The organism is Inquilinus sp. 2KB_23 (genome assembly GCF_052115705.1).
Lineage (GTDB): Bacteria > Pseudomonadota > Alphaproteobacteria > DSM-16000 > Inquilinaceae > Inquilinus > Inquilinus ginsengisoli_A.
Genome location: NZ_JBFRHF010000018.1, coordinates 60,567 through 81,470, shown reverse-complemented (window position 1 = coordinate 81,470; position 20,904 = coordinate 60,567). Strand labels below are relative to the sequence as shown.

Genomic DNA, 20,904 nt, shown 5'->3' with positions numbered 1-20,904 from the left:
CCGCAGGCGCAGGCCCCCTCGCCTACTCCCCTGCGGCTTGCGGCCGGACGCGCTGCCGCTTGCTCCAGGTGAAGGTCGAGGTCACGCCGAAGTTCCACACCGAGGACAGGGCGGCGCCGAGGATGCTGGCCAGCGCCCAGGGCATGGCGCGCTCGTACAGGAACTCCGACACCTGCAGGTTGATCAGCGCGCCGATGGCGCAGGCGGCGTAGAAGGACAGCAGGCCGCGCAGGAAATCACGGCCGCGCAGCTGCTTGTCGCGGTAGGTGATGCGGTTGTTGAGGGCGAAGTTGGTGGACATGGCGACCACCGTCGCCGCCGCCTGCGACCAGTAGAAGTCCCAGCCGAAGCCGTGCAGGAACAACCCGACCAGCGACAGCTGCACCGCCACGCCCGACAGCCCGACCATGACGAACAGGATGAAGCGGGCCGGGATCGCGCCGCCGAGCAGCTTGTCGAAGATCAGCATCAAAAATTCCAGGCTCACGGCGAAGTCCAGCTTGCTCTCGCCGCTGTGCCGGCTGCGGAACACGAAGGGCAGTTCGGCGAAGCGCAGGGGGCGCCCGGCCGAGGCGAAGATGTCGAGCAGGATCTTGAAACCCTGTCCGTTCAGCCGGTCCGCCACCTCTTCGATCAGCGGCCGGCGCAGCATGAAGAAGCCGCTGAGCGGATCCGTCAGATCGGAAGGCACCACCATCTTTGCAAGCCTGATGCCGAGACCGGACAGGCGCTCGCGCTTCTCCGAGAAGCTGCCGAGGTCGCTGCCGGGCAGGAACCGGCTGGCGACGACGATGTCGAGCGTATCGGCCTTCAGCCGCTCCAGCATGCGCGGCAGCAGCGTCTCGTCGTGCTGCAGGTCGGCATCCATCACCGCGAGATAGGGCGCGCCGGTCGCCATCATGCCCTCGACCGTGGCCGAGGACAGGCCGCGCCGGCCGATGCGCTTGAGGCAGCGGACATTGTCGCGGGTCTCGGCCATCCGGTAGACCGCCTCGGCGGTGCCGTCGGTCGAATCGTCGTCGACGAAGATCACTTCCCAGGCGATGCCGGCCAGCGCCCGGTCGAGCAGTTCGACCAGCTGCCCGACATTGCCGACCTCATTCAGGGTCGGGACCACGACCGCGAGTTCGTAGCGCATCACGGCGTCGATCCCTGGGGCTTCGGCGGCAGGGGGAGAGGCCACGGCGCCTTGAAGCCGCGGGCGGTGAAGACGCGCAGGGTCAGCTCGGCCCGGCCGCCGCGGTGGATGATGATGTCGGGCTGCGGCTCGACCGAGGCGAAATAGGGCCGCCAGCGCTCGTCGAACTCCTTCAGGAACTCGTCCTGGCCGATGATGACCGCGTCATGGCCGGCGAAATCCATCTGGTCCCAGCCGAAGGCCAGGTTGCGCGGGTCGCGGCACAGGCACAGCACCGGCAGCCGGTCGCCGAGCTGGACGTCGATCTTGCCGGCCTGGTGCCATTGCGTGCCGACGATAAACAGGCCGGGCTGGTCGTACCAGCCGCGCTGCTGCGCCGCCTGGCGCAAATCGGTCCAGTCCAGCCCCTCCAGCGTCGGGTCCCAGATCTGGTCGGCGTGCAGGCCCGGCACGATCCGCATCCAGCCGGTCGCCGCGTGACTGCCCAGCACGACCAGGACCAGCACCGTGCCGATGGTCGATGCCTTCAGCCAGATTCGGGTGGTGCGGTCCCCGGCCGACAGCCGCCGGGCCACGGCGGCGCCGAGCAGCGGGAACAGCATCAAGTAGCCAGGGGCCTGCCAGTGGAAATGGGCGCCGACCTTGGCCCAGGCGGCGACGGCGGTGAACAGCACGATCGGGATGATGCCCAGGCTGCACAGGAACCAGCCGCGCAGATCCTTCGGCCCGCGTATCAACCCGGCGATGAAGACCCAGATCATCGGCAGCCAGATCCAGGGCAGCAGCCAGATCGCCTGGCCGCCGATGTTCTGGGCCAGCCAGTCCAGCCGCACCCGGCCGCCGCCGCTGCGACCGGTCTGGAACAGGAACGACACCCACTGGTTCTCGGCGTTCCAGATCACCACGGGGGCGAAGATCGCAAGCGCGACCAGGACGGCGATCCATGGCGCCGGCCGGGCCAACCAGACCCGCCGGCCCTTGGTGGTCAGCAGGAACACCAGGAGGCCGGCCATGATCAGCACGGCATGGTATTTCGACAGCAGCGCCAGGCCGAAGCAGACCCCCGCGGCCAGCCACCAGCCCCAGGCGGCGCCGGGCGAGATCTCCTCCGGCTCCGGCACCACCACGCGGGCGGTGCAGTAGGTGGCGGCCAGCAGGAACAGGAACAGCGGCCCATCCGGCTGGACCCAGCTGCCGACGCTGACGAAGAACAGGGCCGAGAGGTTCAGCAGCAGCGCCGCCCACACCCCGGCCCAGGCCCCGAACAGGAAGGCGCCGAGCCGGTACATCACCCAGGTCGAGACCGCGAACATCAGGACATAGGGCAGCCGCAGCCACAGCTCGGCGTCGCCCAGCCCGACCATCGCATGGGTCAGCCACAGGAACAGCGGCGGCTGGTCGAAATAGCTCAGCGCGAAGAAGCGCGCGGTCGCGATGTAGTAGGATTCGCCGTTGCCGTAGCCGATTGCCCAGGACAGGGCAAACCGCAGCAGCCCGCCCAGCAGGATCAGCCACAGCATCGCCCCTTGGGGGGTGTCGAGCCGCGGCCAGCCGGCGGACCCTGCGGATCCGGGCCGGGACTTCGCGGCGGGAAAAGCGTCGGTCATCGGAATTCCCAGCGGCCCGGCCCCGAGGGTCGAACCGCAACCTTAACGAGTTGTGGATCCGGCGATCCACCGGCGCGCGACCGCGCTTCATACCAGCCCGGGCCGTGGTCGCCCAGCAGGATCATTCCGGCCAGGACGCGCCGCCTCGTCAGAGCAGCGCCCCCGCCGCCGCCCACCAGCCGTGGCCGGCCAGAACCGATGCCGCCGCCCGCGCCGCGGCCGGACTGTCGAACAGCCCGAAGCAGGTGGCGCCACTGCCCGACATGCGGGACAGCCGGCACCCCGGCTGCGCCGCCAGGGCCGCCAGCACCTCGGTTACCGCCGGCACCAGCCTCCCGGCGGGTTCGGCCAGGTCGTTGCCACGGTCGGCGAGCAGCCGGCACAGCCGGTCCAGGCCGGGCCGCGCCTCCGCGAACCGGGCCTCGGGCGAGAAGCCGCCCTGCCGGGCCTTGAACACCGCCGGCGTCGACAACGGCACGCCGGGATTGACCAGCAGGATCGGGATGCCCGCCAAGTCCGGCCCGGGATCGAGCCGCTCGCCGACGCCGCCGAGCCAGGCGGTGCGGCCATCGAGGCAGACCGGGACGTCGGCACCGAGGCCCGCGGCGACCTCGCGCAGCCGCGGATCATCCGCTGCCAGATCCCAGATCCGGGCGAGGCCGCGAAGCACCGCCGCGGCGTCGGCCGAGCCGCCGCCGATCCCGGCCGCCACCGGCAGTCGCTTGTCGAGGGTGATCGCGATGCCGTCCGGATGGCCGGTGGCGGCCGCCAGCCGCCGCACCGCGCGCAGCACCAGGTTGTCGTCGCCCGCCGGAACCGCGCCGGCGAAGGGCCCGCTGACCGCCAGGCTGGGTGCGTCGGCCCGGGCCAGGGTCAACGCGTCGCTGACATCGGCGAACACCACCAGGCTGTCGAGCAGGTGATAGCCGTCGTCGCGCTTGCCGACGACGTGGAGATAGAGGTTGACCTTGGCCGGGGCGGTGCCTGACCAGACCTCGCCGCCCTGCGCCATGCTCAATTGGCGGTGACCGGGGCCGGGGCGTTCGCCGGCAGGCCGTCGGCCAGCTTCTGCTCGATCTTCTCCTTGGGCGGATCGCCCTCGGTGGTGCGCAGCGCCGCCTCCCACTGGTAGCGGGCCTCGACCTTGCGGCCGGCCCGCCAGTAGGCGTCGCCGAGATGGTCGTTGATGGTCGGATCCTCGGGCTTCAGCGTGATCGCCTTCTCCAGCGTCTCCACCGCCTTGTCCACTTGGTTGGTCCGGTAATAGACCCAGCCCAGGCTGTCGATGATGTAGCCGTCATCCGGCGTCAGATCGACCGCCTTGCGGATCAGGTCCTCCGCCTCCTTCAGGTCCTTGCCGCGGTCGAGCAGGGAGTAGCCGAGATAGTTCAACAGATTGGCGTGCTGGGGGTTGAGGGCGATGGCGCGGCGCAGATCCTGCTCCGCCCGATCGAACCGGCCGCTGCGCTCCAGCGCGATGCCGCGGCGGTAGAGGAAGGTCCAGTCGATCTCCTCCAGCCGCTTCTGCCGGCGCGCCGCGTCGTCATAGGCGACGACCGAGGAGGCGAATTCCTGCTTGGCCCGATAGAGGTCGCCCAGCCGGAGATAGCCGGCGGCGCTGTCCGGCCGTTCCGACACCAGGTCGCCGGCCAGCGCGATGCCCTGGTCGTAATCGTCGAGCCCTTCGAGCGCGAGGGTCTCGCGCAGCCGCGCCATCCAGCCGGCCGGGGTGTTGTCCGGCAGCGCCTCATAGGCGGCGATCGCGTTCTTGTACTGCTCCTGCCCGGCCAGGATGTCGCCCAGCAGGATCTGCGCCACCGGGAAGTCCGGCCGCAGGTACAGCGCCAGGCGGGTGTAGATGAGGGCGGTGTCGCCGCCATCGGCCTGCCGGTCCTGGCTGACCGCGCTGGCGATGTAGAACAGCGCCTCGGCCAGCCCGTCGCTCGGGCTGCCGATGATCGGCTGCGCCCGCTCGCCCTTGTCCAGCCGCTGCGTCGCCGGCTCCAGCAGCAGGTTCTCGCCGTTCTGGTCGGCGAAGCTGCTGTAGAGGGCGCGCGCCTTGTCGCGCTGGCCTTGGCGCTGGTAGACGCTGGCCAGCCCTTCGACCAGCCGCACCGTCTTGCCGACGTCGCCCAGTGCCTCGTAGGCCTTGGCGGCCCCGTCGAGATCGCCGAGGTAATCGAGCAACAGGGCCTTCTGGATCGCGCCCAGCGCATCCGGCCGGGCGCCCTTCAGCAGCGGATCCAGGCTGGACAGCGCCGCCTTGCCGTCGCCCGCCCCGATCCGCAGCCAGGCCGAGATGATCGGGGTGATCGACTTGGCGGTGCCCGCCGTCTCCACCGTCTTCAGCCGCGTCAGCGCGTCGCGCCACTTGCCGGCCTTGACGTCGTGCAGGATCAGGGTGATCCGCACCAGCTGGTCGGCGGTGTCGGCCGTGTCCAGCCGGAGGGCCAGCTTGGCCGCGCCTTCGACGTCGCCGCCGGCGAGGGTCAGGGTGAAGCTGCGACGCAGCAGGCCGAGATTGTCCGGGTCCTCGGCCAGCACCTGGCCGAAGAACCGGCCGGCGCTGGAGAGGTCACGCGCCACCAGCGCATGGCTGCCCGAGAGATAGGCGCCCGACACGGTGCGGGGATCGGTGGCGGCCTGCGCCGCCATCGGCCCGAATGCGGTCGCCGCGAGACAAGAGGCCAGTAGGGTGGTCCGCCAGACGGTCATGCGCGTCCAATTCCGCCAAAAGGGCATTGATCCCCCGAAGCTAGGGTGCCCGGAGGTCGCAGGCAATCCTTGTTCGCCGCGACCATTGGGCCCATCCGCCCCCGAACGACCGGGCGGGGCGGCCACTGCAGCCTTGTGCCCCCTTAAAAAAACGCTACAGTCGCGCCCGTCGGTGAGACAATGAAGGCACCCGCGCGGCCGTGACCGGTAAATCGAGCTACACCTACGAAGACCTGCTGTCCTGCGCCCATGGCGAGCTGTTCGGGCCGGGCAATGCCCGGCTGCCGCTGCCGCCGATGCTGATGATGGACCGGATCACCACGATCAGCGACCAGGGCGGCGCCCATGGCCGCGGCGAGGTCGTGGCCGAGTTCGACATCCGGCCGGACCTCTGGTTCTTCGCCTGCCATTTCGAATCCGATCCGGTGATGCCCGGCTGCCTCGAGCTCGACGCGCTGTGGCAGCTGCTCGGTTTCTTCCTCGGCTGGACCGGAGCGCCGGGCCGCGGCCGGGCGCTGGCAACCGGCGAAATCAAGCTCACGGGCCAGGTGCTGCCGAGCGCCAAGCTCCTGACCTACCGGCTCGACCTGAAGCGCGTGATCAACCGGAAGCTGGTGCTGGGCATCGCCGACGGCAGCGTCGCCGTCGACGGCAAGACGATCATGGAAGCCAAGGATCTGCGGGCCGGCCTGTTCACGTCGACCGAAGCGTTCTGACGTACGGCGGAGAATGATCATGCGACGCGTAGTCGTCACCGGGCTCGGCGTCGTCTCGAGCATCGGCAACAATCAGGATGAGGTCACGGCCAGCCTGCGCGACGGGCGGTCGGGACTCGTCGCGGCGCCAGAATACAAGGAGCTGGGCTTCCGCTGCCATGTCCACGGCACGGTCAAGCTCGACCCCGCCGACCACATCGACCGGCGCGTCCTGCGCTTCATGGGGCCGGGCGCCGCCTACAACTACATCGCCATGGCCCAGGCCATCGCCGATGCCGGGCTGGAGGAGAGCGACGTCTCGAACGAGCGCTCCGGCCTGATCATGGGCTCCGGCGGCCCGTCGACCTCGAACCAGGTCGATGCCGCGGACATCACCCGCGAGAAGGGGCCGAAGCGCATCGGCCCCTACATGGTGCCGCGCTGCATGTCGTCGACCAATTCGGCGACGCTGGCGACGCCGTTCAAGATCAAGGGCGTCAACTACTCGATCTCCTCCGCCTGCTCGACCTCGGCGCATTGCATCGGCAATGGCGCCGAGCTGATCCAGTGGGGCAAGCAGGACATCGTCTTCGCTGGCGGCGGCGAGGAGCTGCACTGGACCCTGTCGGTGCTGTTCGATTCGATGGGCGCCTTCTCCTCCCGCTTCAACGATACGCCGCAGACGGCCAGCCGGGCCTATGACCGCGACCGCGACGGCTTCGTCATCGCCGGCGGCGGCGGCACCGTGGTGCTGGAAGAGCTGGAGCACGCCAAGGCGCGAGGCGCCAAGATCTATGGCGAGCTGGTCGGCTACGGCGCCACCTCGGACGGCTACGACATGGTCGCGCCGTCGGGCGAGGGTGCTGTGCGCTGCATGCGCCAGGCGCTGGCGACGGTGGACGGCCCGGTCGACTACATCAACACCCACGGCACCTCGACCCCGGTCGGCGACGTCACCGAGCTGGGCGCGATCCGCGAGGTGTTCGGCGACAAGGCGCCCAAGATCAGCTCGACCAAGTCGCTGTCCGGCCATTCGCTGGGCGCCGCCGGGGTGCATGAGGCGATCTACAGCCTGCTGATGATGAAGCACGACTTCATCGCCGCCAGCGCCAACATCGAGAACCTGGACCCGGCGGCGGAAGGGTTCCCCATCGTGCGGCAACGCATCGACAATGCCGGGCTGACCACGGTCCTCTCCAACAGCTTCGGCTTCGGCGGGACCAACGCGACGCTCGCCTTCAAGCGGTACGCTGCATGACCACGACCTCGACCGAGACCCGGACCACCGGGCTGATGGCCGGCAAGCGCGGCCTGATCATGGGCGTCGCCAACAACCACTCGATCGCCTGGGGCATCGCCTCGTCGCTGGCGCGCGAAGGGGCCGAGCTGGCCTTCACCTATCAGGGCGACGCCTTTCGCAAGCGGGTGGAGCCCCTGATCCAATCGATCGGCGCCAGTTTCCTGGCGCCTTGCGACGTCGAGGACGACGCCTCGATCGCCGCCCTGTTCGACCGGCTGGCGGCGGAATGGGGGTCGATCGACTTCCTGGTCCATGCCATCGCCTATTCCGACAAGGAAGAGCTGAAGGGCCGCTACCTCGACACCACGGCCGACAACTTCAGCCGCACCATGCGGATCAGCTGCTACTCCTTCACCGCGCTGGCGAAGCGGGCGGCGGCGATTATGCCGAACGGCGGCAGCCTGCTGACGCTGACCTATCTCGGCGCCGAGCGGGTGATGCCGAACTACAACGTCATGGGCGTGGCCAAGGCGGCGCTGGAGGCCAGCGTGCGCTACCTCGCGGCCGATCTGGGCCCGCAGGGGATCCGGGTCAACACCATCTCGGCCGGGCCGATGCGGACCCTGGCCGGCAGTGCCATCGGCGACGCCCGCTACGTGTTCCGCTTCAACCAGCAGAACAGCCCGCTGCGCAAGAACGTCACCCTCGACGAGGTCGGCGGCGCAGCCCTGTACCTGCTGGGGCCGCTGTCGACCGGCGTCACCGGTGAGGTGCACCATGTCGACGCCGGCTACCACGCCATCGGCATGCCGCCGGCGCCGCGCAACAGCGAGGCCGCCGAGGTTTAGTCGCGCCAGGGCGGGCTTCCCCACCCGCCCCACGGGAGGAGGAGCCATGGCCAAGCAGTTTCCGGAGATCTCGCCGGCGCTGCAGGAGTTCATCCTGCGGCAGCGGGTGTTCTTCACCGCCTCCGCCGCCACGACCGGGCGGGTCAATGTCTCGCCCCGCGGCACCGATATGCTGCGGGTGCTGGGACCGAATGCGGTCGTCTATCTCGACCTGACGGGCAGCGGCAACGAGACCGCGGCGCATCTGCGCGCCACCGGCCGGCTGACCGTGATGTTCTGCGCCTTCGAGGGCGCGCCGATGATCCTGCGGCTGTACGGCGCCGGCCGGGTGCTGCGCCGCGGCGGCCCGGACTACGCCCGCCTGCTGGCAACGGAATACGGCGGCACGGAGCCGCTCGGCGCCCGCCAGATGGTGCTGCTGGACATCGATCTGGTCCAGACCTCCTGCGGCTTCGGCGTGCCGCTGTTCGACCATGCGGGCGAACGGCCGACCCTGGCGCGCTGGGCCGAGGCGAAGGAGAAGCAGGAGGGGCTGGAGGCCTATCGCCGGCAGAAGAACACCCGCAGCATCGACGGGCTGCCGACCGGCCTGTTCGAGGAGGACCCGGTTCCGGTCGGGTGACGTTCCCGCAGGTCGGGTTCGCAATTGCGAACCCGACATCGATCCGTCGGCAAGACGTTGGGTTCGCAAGGCGAACCCAACCCATGTTCACCCCAGGCTCGCCGCCAGCGCCTGGGTCAGGTCGGCGATCAAATCCTCGGTGTGCTCGATGCCGATCGAGACGCGGATGGTGGCGTCGGAGATGCCGATCCGCTCGCGCGTCGCCTTGGGCACGCCGGAATGCACCGTGGTCGCCGGGTGGCAGACCAGCGATTCGGTGCCGCCCAGGCTGACCGCCAGCTTGAAGATCTGCAGCGCGTTGAGGAAGCGGAAGGCCTCGGCCTCGCCGCCCTTGATGTCGAAGGAGAAGGTGGTGCCGGCGCCGGTGCATTGCCGTTCGAACACCGCCCGCTCCGGGCTGCCCGCCGGCAGCAGCGAGGGGTAGTAGACCTTCGCCACCTGCGGATGCTCGTGCAGGAACCGCGTCACCGTCTCGGCGCTGCGGCAGGCCGCGTTCATGCGCAGCGACAGGGTCTCGAGCGACCGCGCGATCATCCAGGCCGAATGCGGGTCGAGCTGGGTGCCGATGGCGCCGCGCAGCAGCTTGACCTGGCGCACCTGGTCGCGGCGGCCGAGCACCGCGCCGGCGACGAGGTCGCTGTGGCCGCCGACATATTTGGTCAGTGAATAGACCACGATGTCGGTGCCGTGCAGGATCGGCTTCTGGAAGATCGGGCCCAGCAGGGTGTTGTCGCAGACGATCACCGGCATATGGCCCTGCTTCGCCCCGATCTCGTCGGCGATGCGGCGCATCAGGTCAAGGTCGACCAGGGTGTTCAGCGGGTTCGACGGCGACTCGACCAGGATCACCGAGACCCGGCCCTTGGCCATCGCCGCCTCGGCGCCCTCGCGCACCACCGCCTCGTCGACCCCATCGGCGAAGCCGATCGCGTCGATCTGGAACGGCAGCAGGGTGCGCGCGATCAGCGTCTCGGTGCCGCCATACAGCGGCTGGCTGTGCAGGATCACGTCGCCCGGCCGGGCGAAGGCCAAGAGGGTGGTGGCGATCGCCGACATGCCGCTGGAGAAGATCCCCGCCGCCTCGGCGCCCTCATGGATCGCCAGGCGGTCCTCGACGATCTCGCTGTTGGGGTGGTTGAAACGGGTGTAGACGAGGCCGGCATCGGCGCCCGGTTTCGGCTCGCGCCGGCCTGCCGTGTAGTCGAAGAAATCCCGCCCGTCCTCGGCCGATTTGAACACGAAGGTCGAGGTCAGGAACACCGGCTGCTTGACCGCCCCTTCGGACAGGGTCGGGTCATAGCCGTATCCGAGCATCAGCGTCTCAGGATGCAGCTTGTGGTTGCCGATGCGGTCCTTGCGGTAACCCGATCCGGCCATGGTTTCTCTCCTGAAAAGGCGGCGTTGGCGCGGAGACTACCCTGGCCGCCGATTCCGCAACAGCGGATCAGTGATAGCCGTCGCCCGACTTCACCTTGCCGCGGAACACCCAGTAGGAATAGGTGGTGTAGGTCAGGATCAGCGGGATCAGGAACAGGACGCCGACCAGCAGGAACAGCTGCGACGAGGCCGACGACGCCGTGTCCCAGATGGTCAGGTTCGGCGGCACCAGCTTCGGGAACAGGCTGATGGCCAGGCCGGTGTAGCCGAGCACGAACAGCCCGAGCGTATAGAGGAACGGCGCGTAGTCGGAGCCGCGCTGCAGCGACAGCCACAGCCGCCAGGCCAGCAGCACCACCAGGATCGGCACCGGCACGAAATACGCGATGTTGGGCCAGGTGAACCAGCGCTCGGCGACGCTCTGGTCCAGCAACGGCACCCACAGGCTGACCACGGCCATGGCGGCCAGCACGGCGAGCAGCACCCCACCCATGGCCCGGCGGGCCCAGGCCTGCAGCGTACCTTCGGTCTTCATCACCAGCCAGCCGGCGCCGAGCAGCCCGTAGCCGAAGATCAGGGCGACGCCGGTCATCAGGCTGAACGGCGAGACCCACAGGAACGAGCCGCCGGCGTAATGGGTGCCGACCGTGGGGAAGCCCTGGACGAAGGTGCCCAGCACCACGCCCTGGAAGAAGGTCGCGAACAGGCTGCCGCCGCTGAACGCCACGGTCCACAGCCATTTGCTGCTGTGGGCCTTGAACCGGAATTCGAAGGCGACGCCGCGGAAGATCAGCCCCATCACCATGAAGGTGATCGGCAGGTACAGCGCCGGCAGGATGATCGAGAAGGCCAACGGGAAGGCGGCGAGCAGGACGACCCCGCCGAGCACCAGCCAGGTCTCGTTGCCGTCCCAGATCGGCGCCACCGACCCCATCATCAGGTCGCGGTCCTCCTCGCTGCGGGCCCAGGGGAACAGGATGCCGACGCCGAGGTCGAACCCGTCCATCAGCACATACATGAACACACCGCCGGCGGCGACCGCCGCCCAGATCAGCGGCAGGGCGGTGGCGATGGTCCAGACTTCCGGCATCATGGCGTCACTCCCCGGATTCGAGAGAGGCGTCCGGCAGCGAGAACGGCCGCGCCGGGGTCTTGAAGGTTTCCTCGCGGTCGGCCTCCGGCGCTTCCGGCCCGATCCGGATCAGCTTGACGATGTAGTAGACGGCGGAGCCGAGCAGCATGGCGTAGATCAGCACGAACAGGACCACCGACAGCAGCACGCTGCCGCCGCCGACCGGCGAATGCGCGTCCTCGGTGCGCAGCAGGCCCTGCACCACCCAGGGCTGGCGCCCGATCTCGGTGGTGTACCAGCCGGCGATCACGGCGACGAAGCCGGACGGGATCATCGCCACCATGATGCGCTGGAACCAGCGGCTGTCATACAGCCGGCCGGTGGCGCGCAGCACCAGGCCGAGGACCCCGGCGCCGAGCATCAGGAAGCCCAGCCCCACCATGACGCGGAAGGTCCAGAACACCGTGGCGACCGACGGCCGGTCCTGGGGCGGGAAGTCCTTCAGCCCCTGCACCGAGCCACCCCAGCTGTGGGTCAGGATCAGCGAGCCGATATGCGGGATCTCGATGGTGAAGTCGTTCTTCTCGCCGGCCTGGTCGGGCCAGGCGAACAGGATCAGCGGCACATCGCCGCCGGTCTGCCAATGCGCCTCGATCGCCGCCAACTTGGCCGGCTGGTGTTCGCGGACCTCCAGCCCCGACTGGTCGCCGAAGAAGATCTGCAGCGGCGCCAGCACCGCGATCAGCCACAGGCCCATCGAGAAGGCGCGGCGCGATTCGAGCACGGCGCGGCCACGCAGCAGGTACCAGGCCGAGACGCCGATGATGACGAAGGCCGTGGTCAGGTAGGCTGCGGTCACCGTGTGCAGGAAGCGGATCGGGAAGGATGGATTGAACACGATGGCGAACCAATCGATCGGCTCGACCACGCCGTTCACCAGCTCGTAGCCCGCCGGGGTGTGCAGCCAGGAATTGGCCGACAGGATCCAGAAGGCCGACAGCGCGGTGCCGACGGCCACGGCGACGGTGGCGGCGAGATGGACGGCGCGCGGGACCTTGTCCCAGCCGAACAGCATGATGCCGAGGAAGCCGGCCTCAAGGAAGAAGGCCATCACCACCTCATAGCCCAGGAGCGGCCCGAGGATGCTGCCGCCGATCCGCGACAGCTCGCTCCAATTGGTGCCGAACTGGTAGGTCATGACGATGCCGGTGACGACGCCGACGCCGAAGGACACGGCGAAGATCTTGATCCAGAACTTGTACAGCGTGCGGTATTCCGCGTGGCCGGTCTTCAGCCACAGCGCTTCCAGCACCGCCAGCCAGCTCGCCACCCCGATGGTGAAGGCCGGGAACAGGAAGTGGAACGACATGACGAAGCCGAACTGGAACCGCGACAACAGGACCGGATCGAGATCCATGGCGCTTCTCCTCTGAAACCGGCTTGGCGGGAACCGGCCTGGCAACGGTTCCTGTATTTCTCAGGTCGGGAAAGAATATGCCATAGACCGATGGTATCGCTCACGCGCCTTCGCGCGTGCCATAAGGCCCCAGCCGGTCGACACGCCGCAGCGCAACGGGCTCGCGGATCATGATAGACGCCGCTATTCTGCGGCGATGAGCTTTACCGACGCCCAGATCAAGCGCTATGCGCGGCACATCCTGCTGCCCGAGGTCGGCGGCAAGGGCCAGCAGAAGCTGCTCTCCGCCCGTGTGCTGGTGATCGGCGCCGGCGGCCTCGGCTCCCCTCTCCTGCTCTACCTCGCCGCCGCCGGCATCGGCACCATCGGCATCCATGACGACGACGTGGTCGAACTGAGCAACCTGCAGCGCCAGGTGGTGCACGACACCACGACGCTGGGCCAGCTCAAGGTCGACAGCGCCATCGTCCGGCTGCAGGCGCTGAACCCCGAGGTGCAGGTCGAACGCTTCGCCGACCGGCTGACCGCGGCCACGGCGCTGGACCGCATCGGCGCCTTCGACATCGTGGTCGACGGCAGCGACAACTTCGCCACCCGCTACCTGCTGAACGACGCCTGCTACCTCGCGGGGCGGCCGCTGGTCTCGGCGGCGATGCTGCGCTTCGAGGCGCAGCTGTCGACCTTCAAGGCGCATCTCGGCGACCCGCACCCCTGCTATCGCTGCCTGTTCCCGGCGCCGCCCGAGCCGGGCACGGTGCCGACCTGTTCGGAGGCCGGGGTGTTCGGCGCCCTGCCCGGCGTGCTGGGGTCGATGCAGGCGATCGAGACGATCAAGGAGATCCTGGGCATCGGCGAGGGCCTGTCCGGCCGGCTGCTGCTGTATGACGCGCTGGAGGCGCGGCTGCGCGAGATCGCCCTGCCGCGCGACCCGGGCTGCCCGCTGTGCGGCGACCATCCCACGCTGACCGACCTGGCGCATCACCATGGCACGGCCCATGACTGACGGCCCGGCCGGCATCGGCGCGCTGTCGATCGTGGTGTTCGACGGCCGCTTCGACCGGGTGCACTACGCTCTGGTGCTGGCCAGCGCCGCGGTGGCAACCAACCGGCCCGCCACCCTGTTCTTCACCGGCCAGGCGCTGCGGGCGCTGCTGCCCGAGGGCTGGCGGCGGCTGGACGGCGACGCCGAGGCGCGGGAGGCCGATTTCGCCGCCCGCCGGGTCGCCACCTTCGCCGAGCTGCTGGACGCCTGCCGGGCCCTGGGGGTGCGCTTCATCGCCTGCGAGATGGGCTTGCGCGCACTCGGCCTCGCCGCCGCTGACCTCGCCGTCCCGGCCCAGATCGCCGGCGTCGTCACCCTCCTGGCCGAGACGCCGCGCGACAGCCAGCTGCTGTTCGTCTGATCATCGGGAAGGGGCACCGGTCCAAGATCGCAGGTTCACCGGAAGGCTGAACTGGAACGAGGGTATGTCGGTCATCCGGTCGGTCGGGCTGCCGAGCGCGCGGTTGATCGACAGCCGCAGCCACCGCGCCCGCCGATCGATCCCGCCGACAAAGACCAGCTTTCCCGCGAGATGCGAGGCCGGCGGAATCCAGATCTCCGGGTTGTCGATCGGTGGCAGGAAGGAATAGGCGCCGCCGAGATCGTCGAACAGTTGCAGGCTGCCTGATGGGTTGAGCAGGTTGCGCGCCGCAGCCGGGTTGAAGATCTCGATCTCGACCACGACGCTCCGCGGCAGGTACGTTATGGTCTCGACCGAAATCGTCACGCCGTTCGGATGCGTCTTCCGCTGCTGCACGCGCGTTGCGACGGTCCCGGCCGGATCGACCGGCGGGGCGGCCGGCGCCGGCTGCCCGATCCTGGGTTCCGGCGGCGGCAGCCCCGGCTTGACGATAGGGTATGTCGGGGTCGGGGTTCCGAGCGTATGGAATTCCGGGATCGAAACCTCGGGTGAAGGCTGCGCCCATGCCGAGCTCGCCAGAACGGCAGCTAGCATCGCGGCGGCACCCAGCGGCATCCTCGTGATCCGGGATTGTCCTCCGCGGCAGGCGAAATCGGTCATAGCGACCCAATCTCCGCCGCCGTGACCGGCACTCGCAATTTGGCGAATCGGGTGAGCCCACCGTCATCCGACCGATGGACGCCGTCGCGCGCGCAGCCGCCGCGTCTAGGACACCGGCATCCGGAACAGGAACAGGGGGGCCGCGGTCAGCCGGTCGACCCGGCTGCCGATCTGCCCGTTGGTCGCCAGCTGCACCGACCGGGCTTCGGCGTCGATCGGCCCGACGAAGACGAAGCTGGCCGAGACCTGCGATTGCGGGGCGATCTGCACTTCCGGATTGTCGGTGGGCGGCACGAACCGGTAGCTGCGGCCGAGGTCGTCCGCCAGCGACAGGGTGCCATTGCGGTTGAGCCAGGCGGCCCGGCCGGACGGATTGAGGATGCTGGCCGCGACCACGATGCTGTCGGCCCTGAACGTGATGCTGGTCAGCGTCACCACCACGCCGTTCGGATGGACCTGGCGCTGATCCAGCTGGATGATGCGGCCGGGCCCTTCCTGCCCGCCCAGATTGGCGGCCGGCGCCGCCGGAGCCGTCAGCTGCGGCTCCGGCCGGGACGGCAGCCCGGGCGCGATGAGCGGCTGCGCAGGAGTCGGGGTCGAGGGCTGGACCGTCGGCGGCAGCCCCGGCTGGTTCAGCAGCCCCTGCGCCTGGGCACTTGCCGCGGCGGCCATGACCGCCATCGCGACCAGGCTCGGCCGAAGTCTCATCGCACGTCTCCCCAGATCTCGTTCATCCATCAACCCGCGGCCGGCCCGACTGTTCCGCAACCAGGCGCTTCGCCCGGGCCAAAAGAGTGATACCGTGCGGGAAAGCTGTGCGAATCATGTGGAATACTGTTCGGAATACTGCATAGGCGGCGCCGCCGAACCAGAGCCCAAGGAGACAGGCCAGTCATGTCGGGATCCCGGACAACACGGCAGTATCGCGGGCTTCTCGCCGCATCCCTGGGCCTTCTCCTGCTCGGCGCCTGCAACGAGTCGGGCGACAAGCAGACCGGGGCGCCGCAGATGCCGCCCCCGGCGGTCGGCGTCGTCACCGCGGCCAAGCGGCCGGTGACCGAGGGCACCAGTTTCATCGGCCGGGTCCAGGCGATCAACAAGGTCGACCTGGTGGCCCGGGTCGAGGGCTTCCTGAAGCAGCGCAACTACACCGAAGGCCAGGAGGTGAAGGCCGGCGACCTTCTGTTCGTGTTGGAGAAGGACACCTACCAGGCCGCGGTCGACCAGGCCCAGGCCAACCTCGCCAGCGCCCAGGCCACTGCCGACAACGCCAAGGTCCAGGCCGACCGCGCCCGCGAGCTGGTCAAGAACCAGAACGTCTCCCAGGCCACGCTGGACGACCGCGTGGCGACCGAGAAATCGTCCGCCGCGGCGGTGCAGCAGAACCAGGCGGCGCTGGAGCAGGCGCAGATCAACCTCGGCTACACCCAGATCGCCGCGCCCTTCGACGGCCGGGTCGGCATCTCCACCTACAGCGTCGGCGCGTTGGTGGGGCCGAGCACCGGTGCCCTGGCCACCATCGTCAGCCAGGACCCGATCTACGTCACCTTCCCGGTCAGCGACCGCTTCATCCTCGACGTCCAGGCCCGCGCCGGCAAAGGCGGCGTGGCGCCCGAGGACGTGGTGGTCAAGCTGACCCTGGCGAACGGGTCGGATTACGGCCATGACGGCAAGATCAACTTCACCGACGTCAAGGTCGACCAGAACACCGACACGCTGAACGTGCGGGCGGAATTCCCCAACCCCGAGCGGCTGCTGATCGACGGCCAGTACGCCCGGGTGACGGCGGGACCCAAGGACCCGGTCGAGGCGCTGGCGATCCCGCAGCGCGCCATCCTGAGCGACCAGAGCGGCAACTACGTTCTGGTGGTCGGCGAGAGCAACAAGGCCGCCACCCGCCATGTCACCACCGGCTCGACCCAGGGCGCCGACGTGGTGGTGACGGAGGGGCTGAAGGATGGCGACGTGGTCATCGTCGACGGAGTGCAGAAGGTGCGTCCCGGCCAAGTGGTGAACCCGGCGCCGGTGGTGGACACGCCGACCGACCAGACCGCCGGCGCCAAGGGCGCGGCGACAGCCCCAACCCCAGCACCGGCTGCCGCCCCAGCCGCGCCGGCCAAGCCGGCGGGGAACTGATCCATGCTGTCCTCGATCTTCGTCGATCGGCCCCGCTTCGCGATCGTCATCGCCATCGTCATCACCCTGGCCGGGTTGATCGCGATGAGCGCGATCCCGATCGCCCAGTTTCCCGACATCGTGCCGCCGCAGGTCTCGGTCAGCGGCGCCTATCCCGGCGCCAGCGCCGACACCGTCGAAGCCACCGTGGCCCAGCCGATCGAGGCCCAGGTCAACGGCGTCGACAACATGCTGTACATGTCGTCGACCAGCGGCAGCGACGGCTCCTATTCGCTGAACATCAGCTTCGCCGTCGGCACCAACCCCGACATCAACACCGTCAACGTCCAGAACCGCGTCGCCCTGGCCGAGCCGAAGCTGCCGGCCGAGGTCACGGCCCAGGGCCTGACGGTGAAGAAGCAGTCCTCGGCGATCCTGCAGCTCGTGACGCTGTATTCGCCCGACAAGACCCAGGACGACCTGTTCCTGAACAACTACGCCATCATCAACCTGGTCGATACCCTGGCCCGGGTGTCCGGCGTCGGCCAGGCGTCGCTGTTCGGCACCCAGAACTACGCGATGCGGATCTGGTACAACACGGACTCGCTGACCAGCTTCAGCCTGACCCCGAACGACATCATCAAGGCGGTCCAGAGCCAGAACATCCAGGCGGCGGTCGGTCGCATCGGCGCCCAGCCGATGCCGGACGACCAGCAGATCCAGATCAACCTGCAGACGCTGGGCCGGCTGACCGACCCAAAGCAGTTCGAGAACATCATCCTGCGCGCCAACCCCGACGGGTCGGTGGTGCGCCTGCGCGACGTCGCGCGGCTGGAGCTGAACGCCCAATCCTACGACACGGTGGGCCGGCTGAACGGCGCGCCGGCCGCGGTCATCGGCGTCTACCAGTCGCCCGGCTCCAACGCCGTCGACGCCGCCGCCGGCGTGCGCAAGGCGATGGAGGCGCTGAAGCAGCGCTTCCCGCAGGGCGTCGACTACAAGATCACCTACGACACCACGGTCTTCGTCAGCCAGACCATCGACGAGGTCATCAAGACCCTGGCCGAGGCCTTCGTCCTGGTGGTGATCGTCGTCTTCATCTTCCTCGGCAACCTGCGCGCCACGATCATCCCGACGATCGCCGTGCCGGTGTCCCTGATCGGCACCTTCGCCGTGCTGCTGGCGATGGGGTTCTCGGCCAACACCATCTCGCTCTTCGCCATGATCCTGGCCATCGGCATCGTCGTCGACGACGCCATCGTGGTGATCGAGAACGTCGAACGGGTGATGGAGGAGACCGGCCTGCCGGCCAAGGAGGCGACCAAGCTGGCGATGCGCGAGATCACCGCGCCGATCCTCGCCATCACCATGGTGCTGCTGGCCGTCTTCGTACCGGTCGGCTTCATCCCCGGCATCACCGGCGAGCTGTATTCGCAGTTCGCCGTCACCGTCTCGGTGGCGATGCTGATCTCGGCGCTGAACGCGCTGACGCTGAGCCCGGCGCTGTGCAGCATCTTCCTGAAGCCGCACCAGCCGGGGCACAGCAAGGGGCTGTACGGCCGGGCGATGGCCAGGATGTCCGCCGGCATCGACAAGGTGCGCGACGGCTATGCCTGGATCGTCACCCGGCTGGTCCGCGTGGCCGTGCTGTCGGTGCTGCTGGTGGCCGGCTTCGGCGGCCTCGCCTATGTCCTCAACTCGGTGACCCCGACCGGCTTCCTGCCGGAAGAGGACCAAGGCCTGTTCTTCATCGAGATCAAGCTGCCGCCCGCCGCCTCGGTCAGCCGCACCACCCAGTCGGTGCAGCAGGTCGAGGATCTGGTCAAGGACATCCCCGGCGTCGGCGACATCACCGGCATCATCGGCCGCAGCTTCATCGACGGTCTGGCCGAGCCCAATGCCGGCTTCCTGGTGGTCGCCCTCAAGCCCTTCGAGGAGCGGACCGCGCAGGGCATCACCGTGTTCGACGTGATCCGGCAGGTGGCGGTGCGCACCGCCGGCGTCCGCGACGCCCTGGTGATCCCCCTGAATCTGCCGCCGATCATCGGCCTGGGGTCCTCCGGCGGCTTCCAGTACCAGCTCGAGGACCTCGAGGGCAAAACCCCGAACGAGCTGGCGGCGGTGGCCCAGGGCCTGGTGGTGGCGGCCAACCAGACGCCGGGGCTGGCCCAGGTGTTCACCACCTTCAACGCCAACACGCCGCAGATCTACCTGAACCTGGACCGCGAGAAGGCGCAGACCCTGGGCGTGCTGGTCAGCGACATCTTCAACGCGCTGCAGGCGACGCTGGGCGGGGCCTACATCAACGACTTCAACCTGTTCGGCCGCACCTGGCAGGTGATCGCCCAGGGCGAGGCGAAGGACCGGCGCACGGTCGACGACATCTACCGCATCTATGTCCGGTCGAGTTCCGGCCAGATGGTGCCGATGCGGTCGCTGGTCGAGGCCCAGCTGCAGCTCGGGCCGCTGTTCATCACCCGCTACAACAACTACCGGTCGGTCAGCATCCTCGGCAGCGCGGCACCCGGCGCCAGCTCCGGTGACGCGCTGGCGGCGATGAGCCGGGTCTCGGCCCAAACCCTGCCGCCGGGCTACGGCTTCGAATGGACCGGCACCGCGCTGCAGGAACTTGAGGCGGCCGGCCAGACTGGCTTCATCCTCGGCCTCGCCGTGCTGTTCGCCTATCTGTTCCTGGTGGCGCTGTACGAGAGCTGGTCGATCCCGATCGGCGTGCTGCTGTCGGTCACGGTCGGCATCGTCGGCGGGCTGGCGGCGCTGTGGATCGCGGGGCTGTCGAGCGACATCTACGCCCAGATCGGCATCATCGTGCTGATCGCCCTGGCCAGCAAGAACGGCATCCTGATCGTGGAGTTCGCCAAGGCCAAGCGCGAGGAGGGCCTGTCGATCACCGACGCCGCGATCCAGGGCGCCAAGCTGCGGTTCCGGCCGGTGATGATGACCAGCTTCGCCTTCATCCTCAGCCTGGTGCCGCTGGTGACGGCGGTGGGCGCCGCCTCGGCCAGCCGGCGCGGCGTCGGCACCTCGGTGTTCGGCGGCATGATCGCGGCCTCGGCGATCGGCATCTTCCTGATCCCGATGCTGTACGTCACGCTGCAGCGCGTCCGCGAATGGGTGCATGAGAAGCTGCTGGGCGGGTCGATCGCGCCCAAGCCCCCGGCCGAGACGCCGGCGGCGCCCGCGGAATAATGAAGGGCGGCTCCCTCAGGAGCCGCCCTCTTCCTTCTTGGGCCACTGTTCGTCTTCCGGACGCAATGGGGTGCGGTACCAGTCGAAAGCTTCGAGCAGCGCTTTCGCGTCGCCGTCGAAGGCCGCGCGATAGTGGTGCTCGTGCTCGAAATCTACCCCTGGCCTGCCCTCTCGGAATCCCAACCCGCGCAGCACTGTCACGAAACGGTCGGTGGGGCCGTAGGCCCAGATCAGGTTGTGCCGGTCCCAGACCACCGTCGCCTTGTCATCCGCAGAGCGGACCCAGAGATCAAAGCGGCTATCGTTCCGGAGATAGTCACCAAAGCGTTCCAGGAAATCGCGGAACTGGTCCTGCGAGATGTCGGGACTCATATAGCGACCGGTTTCGCCCTCGCCCCGCGGCGTATGCAGAACGTAAAGCAGCAAGGGCGGCATCAGACAGCCAACCAGCGATCGAAAAATCGTCGGATCGCCGCCCGGCGCGGTAGCGGTCAGGCGGGGCGGCCCATCCTCGGCCTCTCGCAGTTCGAGTATCGGCGGATGGGAATGTTCGATCCACTCCCCTTCGACGCAATGGGAAAGCTTCGACATGATCCGATCGACCGCCGCCCGCTCTTGATCCAGATCGATTGCGCCAGAAGCGGACCTGGATGTCGAGGTGGCGCTGAAGGCAACCATGCCCCGACGCAGGGCTAACCCGTTCGAGAGACAGCCCGATTCCCGACAAATTCATATAATATCAGGCCAGTCATGGGGTCTCGGGAGTGGGAAATGGCAAGAACCGGATC

General features: G+C 68.6%; 18 protein-coding genes. 8 read left to right on the top strand and 10 right to left on the bottom strand.

Going from position 1 to position 20,904, the window contains the following annotated elements:
• Positions 1–22: 22 nt before the first annotated feature.
• The 4 genes from AB4112_RS22470 to AB4112_RS22455 all read right to left on the bottom strand — a co-directional run bounded on the left by AB4112_RS22470 (position 23) and on the right by AB4112_RS22455 (position 5,460).
• The gene (locus tag AB4112_RS22470; protein ID WP_309798671.1) at positions 23–1,138 is read right to left on the bottom strand and encodes a glycosyltransferase family 2 protein; all 1,116 of its coding nucleotides are present in this window, start codon (positions 1,136–1,138) and stop codon (positions 23–25) included.
• Positions 1,138–2,745, bottom strand: coding sequence for a glycosyltransferase family 39 protein (locus AB4112_RS22465; RefSeq protein WP_309798669.1), 1,608 nt, complete (start codon positions 2,743–2,745; stop codon positions 1,138–1,140). Before AB4112_RS22465 ends, AB4112_RS22470 begins: the two co-directional genes overlap by 1 nt.
• A gap of 148 nt (positions 2,746–2,893) precedes the next feature.
• A complete protein-coding gene (locus tag AB4112_RS22460) occupies positions 2,894–3,757 on the bottom strand; it encodes a 4-(cytidine 5'-diphospho)-2-C-methyl-D-erythritol kinase (protein ID WP_309799082.1) in 864 nt (287 codons plus the stop codon).
• Between the two features lie 2 nt (positions 3,758–3,759).
• A complete protein-coding gene (locus AB4112_RS22455; RefSeq protein ID WP_309798667.1) occupies positions 3,760–5,460 on the bottom strand; it encodes a tetratricopeptide repeat protein in 1,701 nt (566 codons plus the stop codon).
• A gap of 200 nt (positions 5,461–5,660) precedes the next feature.
• Here AB4112_RS22455 and fabA point away from each other — a divergent pair, with 200 nt between their 5' ends.
• From fabA to AB4112_RS22435, 4 genes are read left to right on the top strand one after another with little or no spacing between them, the layout of a single operon-like run.
• On the top strand, positions 5,661–6,176 hold the full coding sequence (gene fabA, locus AB4112_RS22450) for a 3-hydroxyacyl-[acyl-carrier-protein] dehydratase FabA (protein WP_309798665.1): 516 nt from the start codon (positions 5,661–5,663) through the stop codon (positions 6,174–6,176).
• Positions 6,177–6,195: 19 nt separating this feature from the next.
• The gene (gene fabB, locus AB4112_RS22445; RefSeq protein WP_309798663.1) at positions 6,196–7,413 is read left to right on the top strand and encodes a beta-ketoacyl-ACP synthase I; all 1,218 of its coding nucleotides are present in this window, start codon (positions 6,196–6,198) and stop codon (positions 7,411–7,413) included.
• A complete protein-coding gene (gene fabI / locus AB4112_RS22440) occupies positions 7,410–8,243 on the top strand; it encodes an enoyl-ACP reductase FabI (RefSeq protein WP_309798661.1) in 834 nt (277 codons plus the stop codon). The genes fabB and fabI overlap by 4 nt, the downstream gene beginning before the upstream one ends.
• A gap of 46 nt (positions 8,244–8,289) precedes the next feature.
• Complete coding sequence (locus AB4112_RS22435; protein WP_309798659.1) at positions 8,290–8,865, top strand: pyridoxamine 5'-phosphate oxidase family protein; 576 nt, start codon at positions 8,290–8,292, stop codon at positions 8,863–8,865.
• 87 nt (positions 8,866–8,952) lie between these two features.
• Here AB4112_RS22435 and AB4112_RS22430 read toward each other — a convergent pair whose 3' ends face one another.
• The 3 genes from AB4112_RS22430 to AB4112_RS22420 form a co-directional block, all read right to left on the bottom strand.
• The gene (locus AB4112_RS22430; protein ID WP_309798657.1) at positions 8,953–10,242 is read right to left on the bottom strand and encodes a cystathionine gamma-synthase family protein; all 1,290 of its coding nucleotides are present in this window, start codon (positions 10,240–10,242) and stop codon (positions 8,953–8,955) included.
• Positions 10,243–10,309: 67 nt separating this feature from the next.
• The gene (locus tag AB4112_RS22425) at positions 10,310–11,335 is read right to left on the bottom strand and encodes a cytochrome d ubiquinol oxidase subunit II (protein WP_309798655.1); all 1,026 of its coding nucleotides are present in this window, start codon (positions 11,333–11,335) and stop codon (positions 10,310–10,312) included.
• A 4-nt stretch (positions 11,336–11,339) separates the two neighbouring features.
• Positions 11,340–12,731 carry a cytochrome ubiquinol oxidase subunit I gene (locus AB4112_RS22420; protein WP_309798653.1) on the bottom strand — a complete coding sequence of 464 codons (1,392 nt, stop codon included), beginning with the start codon at positions 12,729–12,731 and terminating at the stop codon, positions 11,340–11,342.
• A 196-nt stretch (positions 12,732–12,927) separates the two neighbouring features.
• On the opposite strand from AB4112_RS22420, the gene AB4112_RS22415 reads away from it, so the two are divergent.
• Complete coding sequence (locus AB4112_RS22415) at positions 12,928–13,734, top strand: HesA/MoeB/ThiF family protein (protein WP_441723151.1); 807 nt, start codon at positions 12,928–12,930, stop codon at positions 13,732–13,734.
• On the top strand, positions 13,727–14,134 hold the full coding sequence (locus AB4112_RS22410; RefSeq protein ID WP_441723149.1) for a DsrE/DsrF/DrsH-like family protein: 408 nt from the start codon (positions 13,727–13,729) through the stop codon (positions 14,132–14,134). The genes AB4112_RS22415 and AB4112_RS22410 overlap by 8 nt, the downstream gene beginning before the upstream one ends.
• On the opposite strand, the gene AB4112_RS22405 is transcribed toward AB4112_RS22410, so the two are convergent.
• Positions 14,135–14,794: a hypothetical protein gene (locus tag AB4112_RS22405; protein ID WP_309798646.1), complete on the bottom strand. Its 660-nt coding sequence runs from the start codon at positions 14,792–14,794 to the stop codon at positions 14,135–14,137.
• Between the two features lie 105 nt (positions 14,795–14,899).
• On the bottom strand, positions 14,900–15,502 hold the full coding sequence (locus tag AB4112_RS22400; RefSeq protein ID WP_309798644.1) for a hypothetical protein: 603 nt from the start codon (positions 15,500–15,502) through the stop codon (positions 14,900–14,902).
• Positions 15,503–15,688: 186 nt separating this feature from the next.
• Between AB4112_RS22400 and AB4112_RS22395 the strand changes: the two genes are divergently transcribed.
• Entirely contained in the window at positions 15,689–16,930 is a 1,242-nt protein-coding gene (locus AB4112_RS22395; protein ID WP_309798640.1) for an efflux RND transporter periplasmic adaptor subunit, read from the top strand.
• Positions 16,931–16,933: 3 nt separating this feature from the next.
• Positions 16,934–20,116, top strand: coding sequence for an efflux RND transporter permease subunit (locus AB4112_RS22390; RefSeq protein ID WP_309798638.1), 3,183 nt, complete (start codon positions 16,934–16,936; stop codon positions 20,114–20,116).
• A gap of 15 nt (positions 20,117–20,131) precedes the next feature.
• On the opposite strand, the gene AB4112_RS22385 is transcribed toward AB4112_RS22390, so the two are convergent.
• The gene (locus AB4112_RS22385) at positions 20,132–20,794 is read right to left on the bottom strand and encodes a hypothetical protein (RefSeq protein WP_309798636.1); all 663 of its coding nucleotides are present in this window, start codon (positions 20,792–20,794) and stop codon (positions 20,132–20,134) included.
• Between the last annotated feature and the right edge of the window lie 110 nt (positions 20,795–20,904).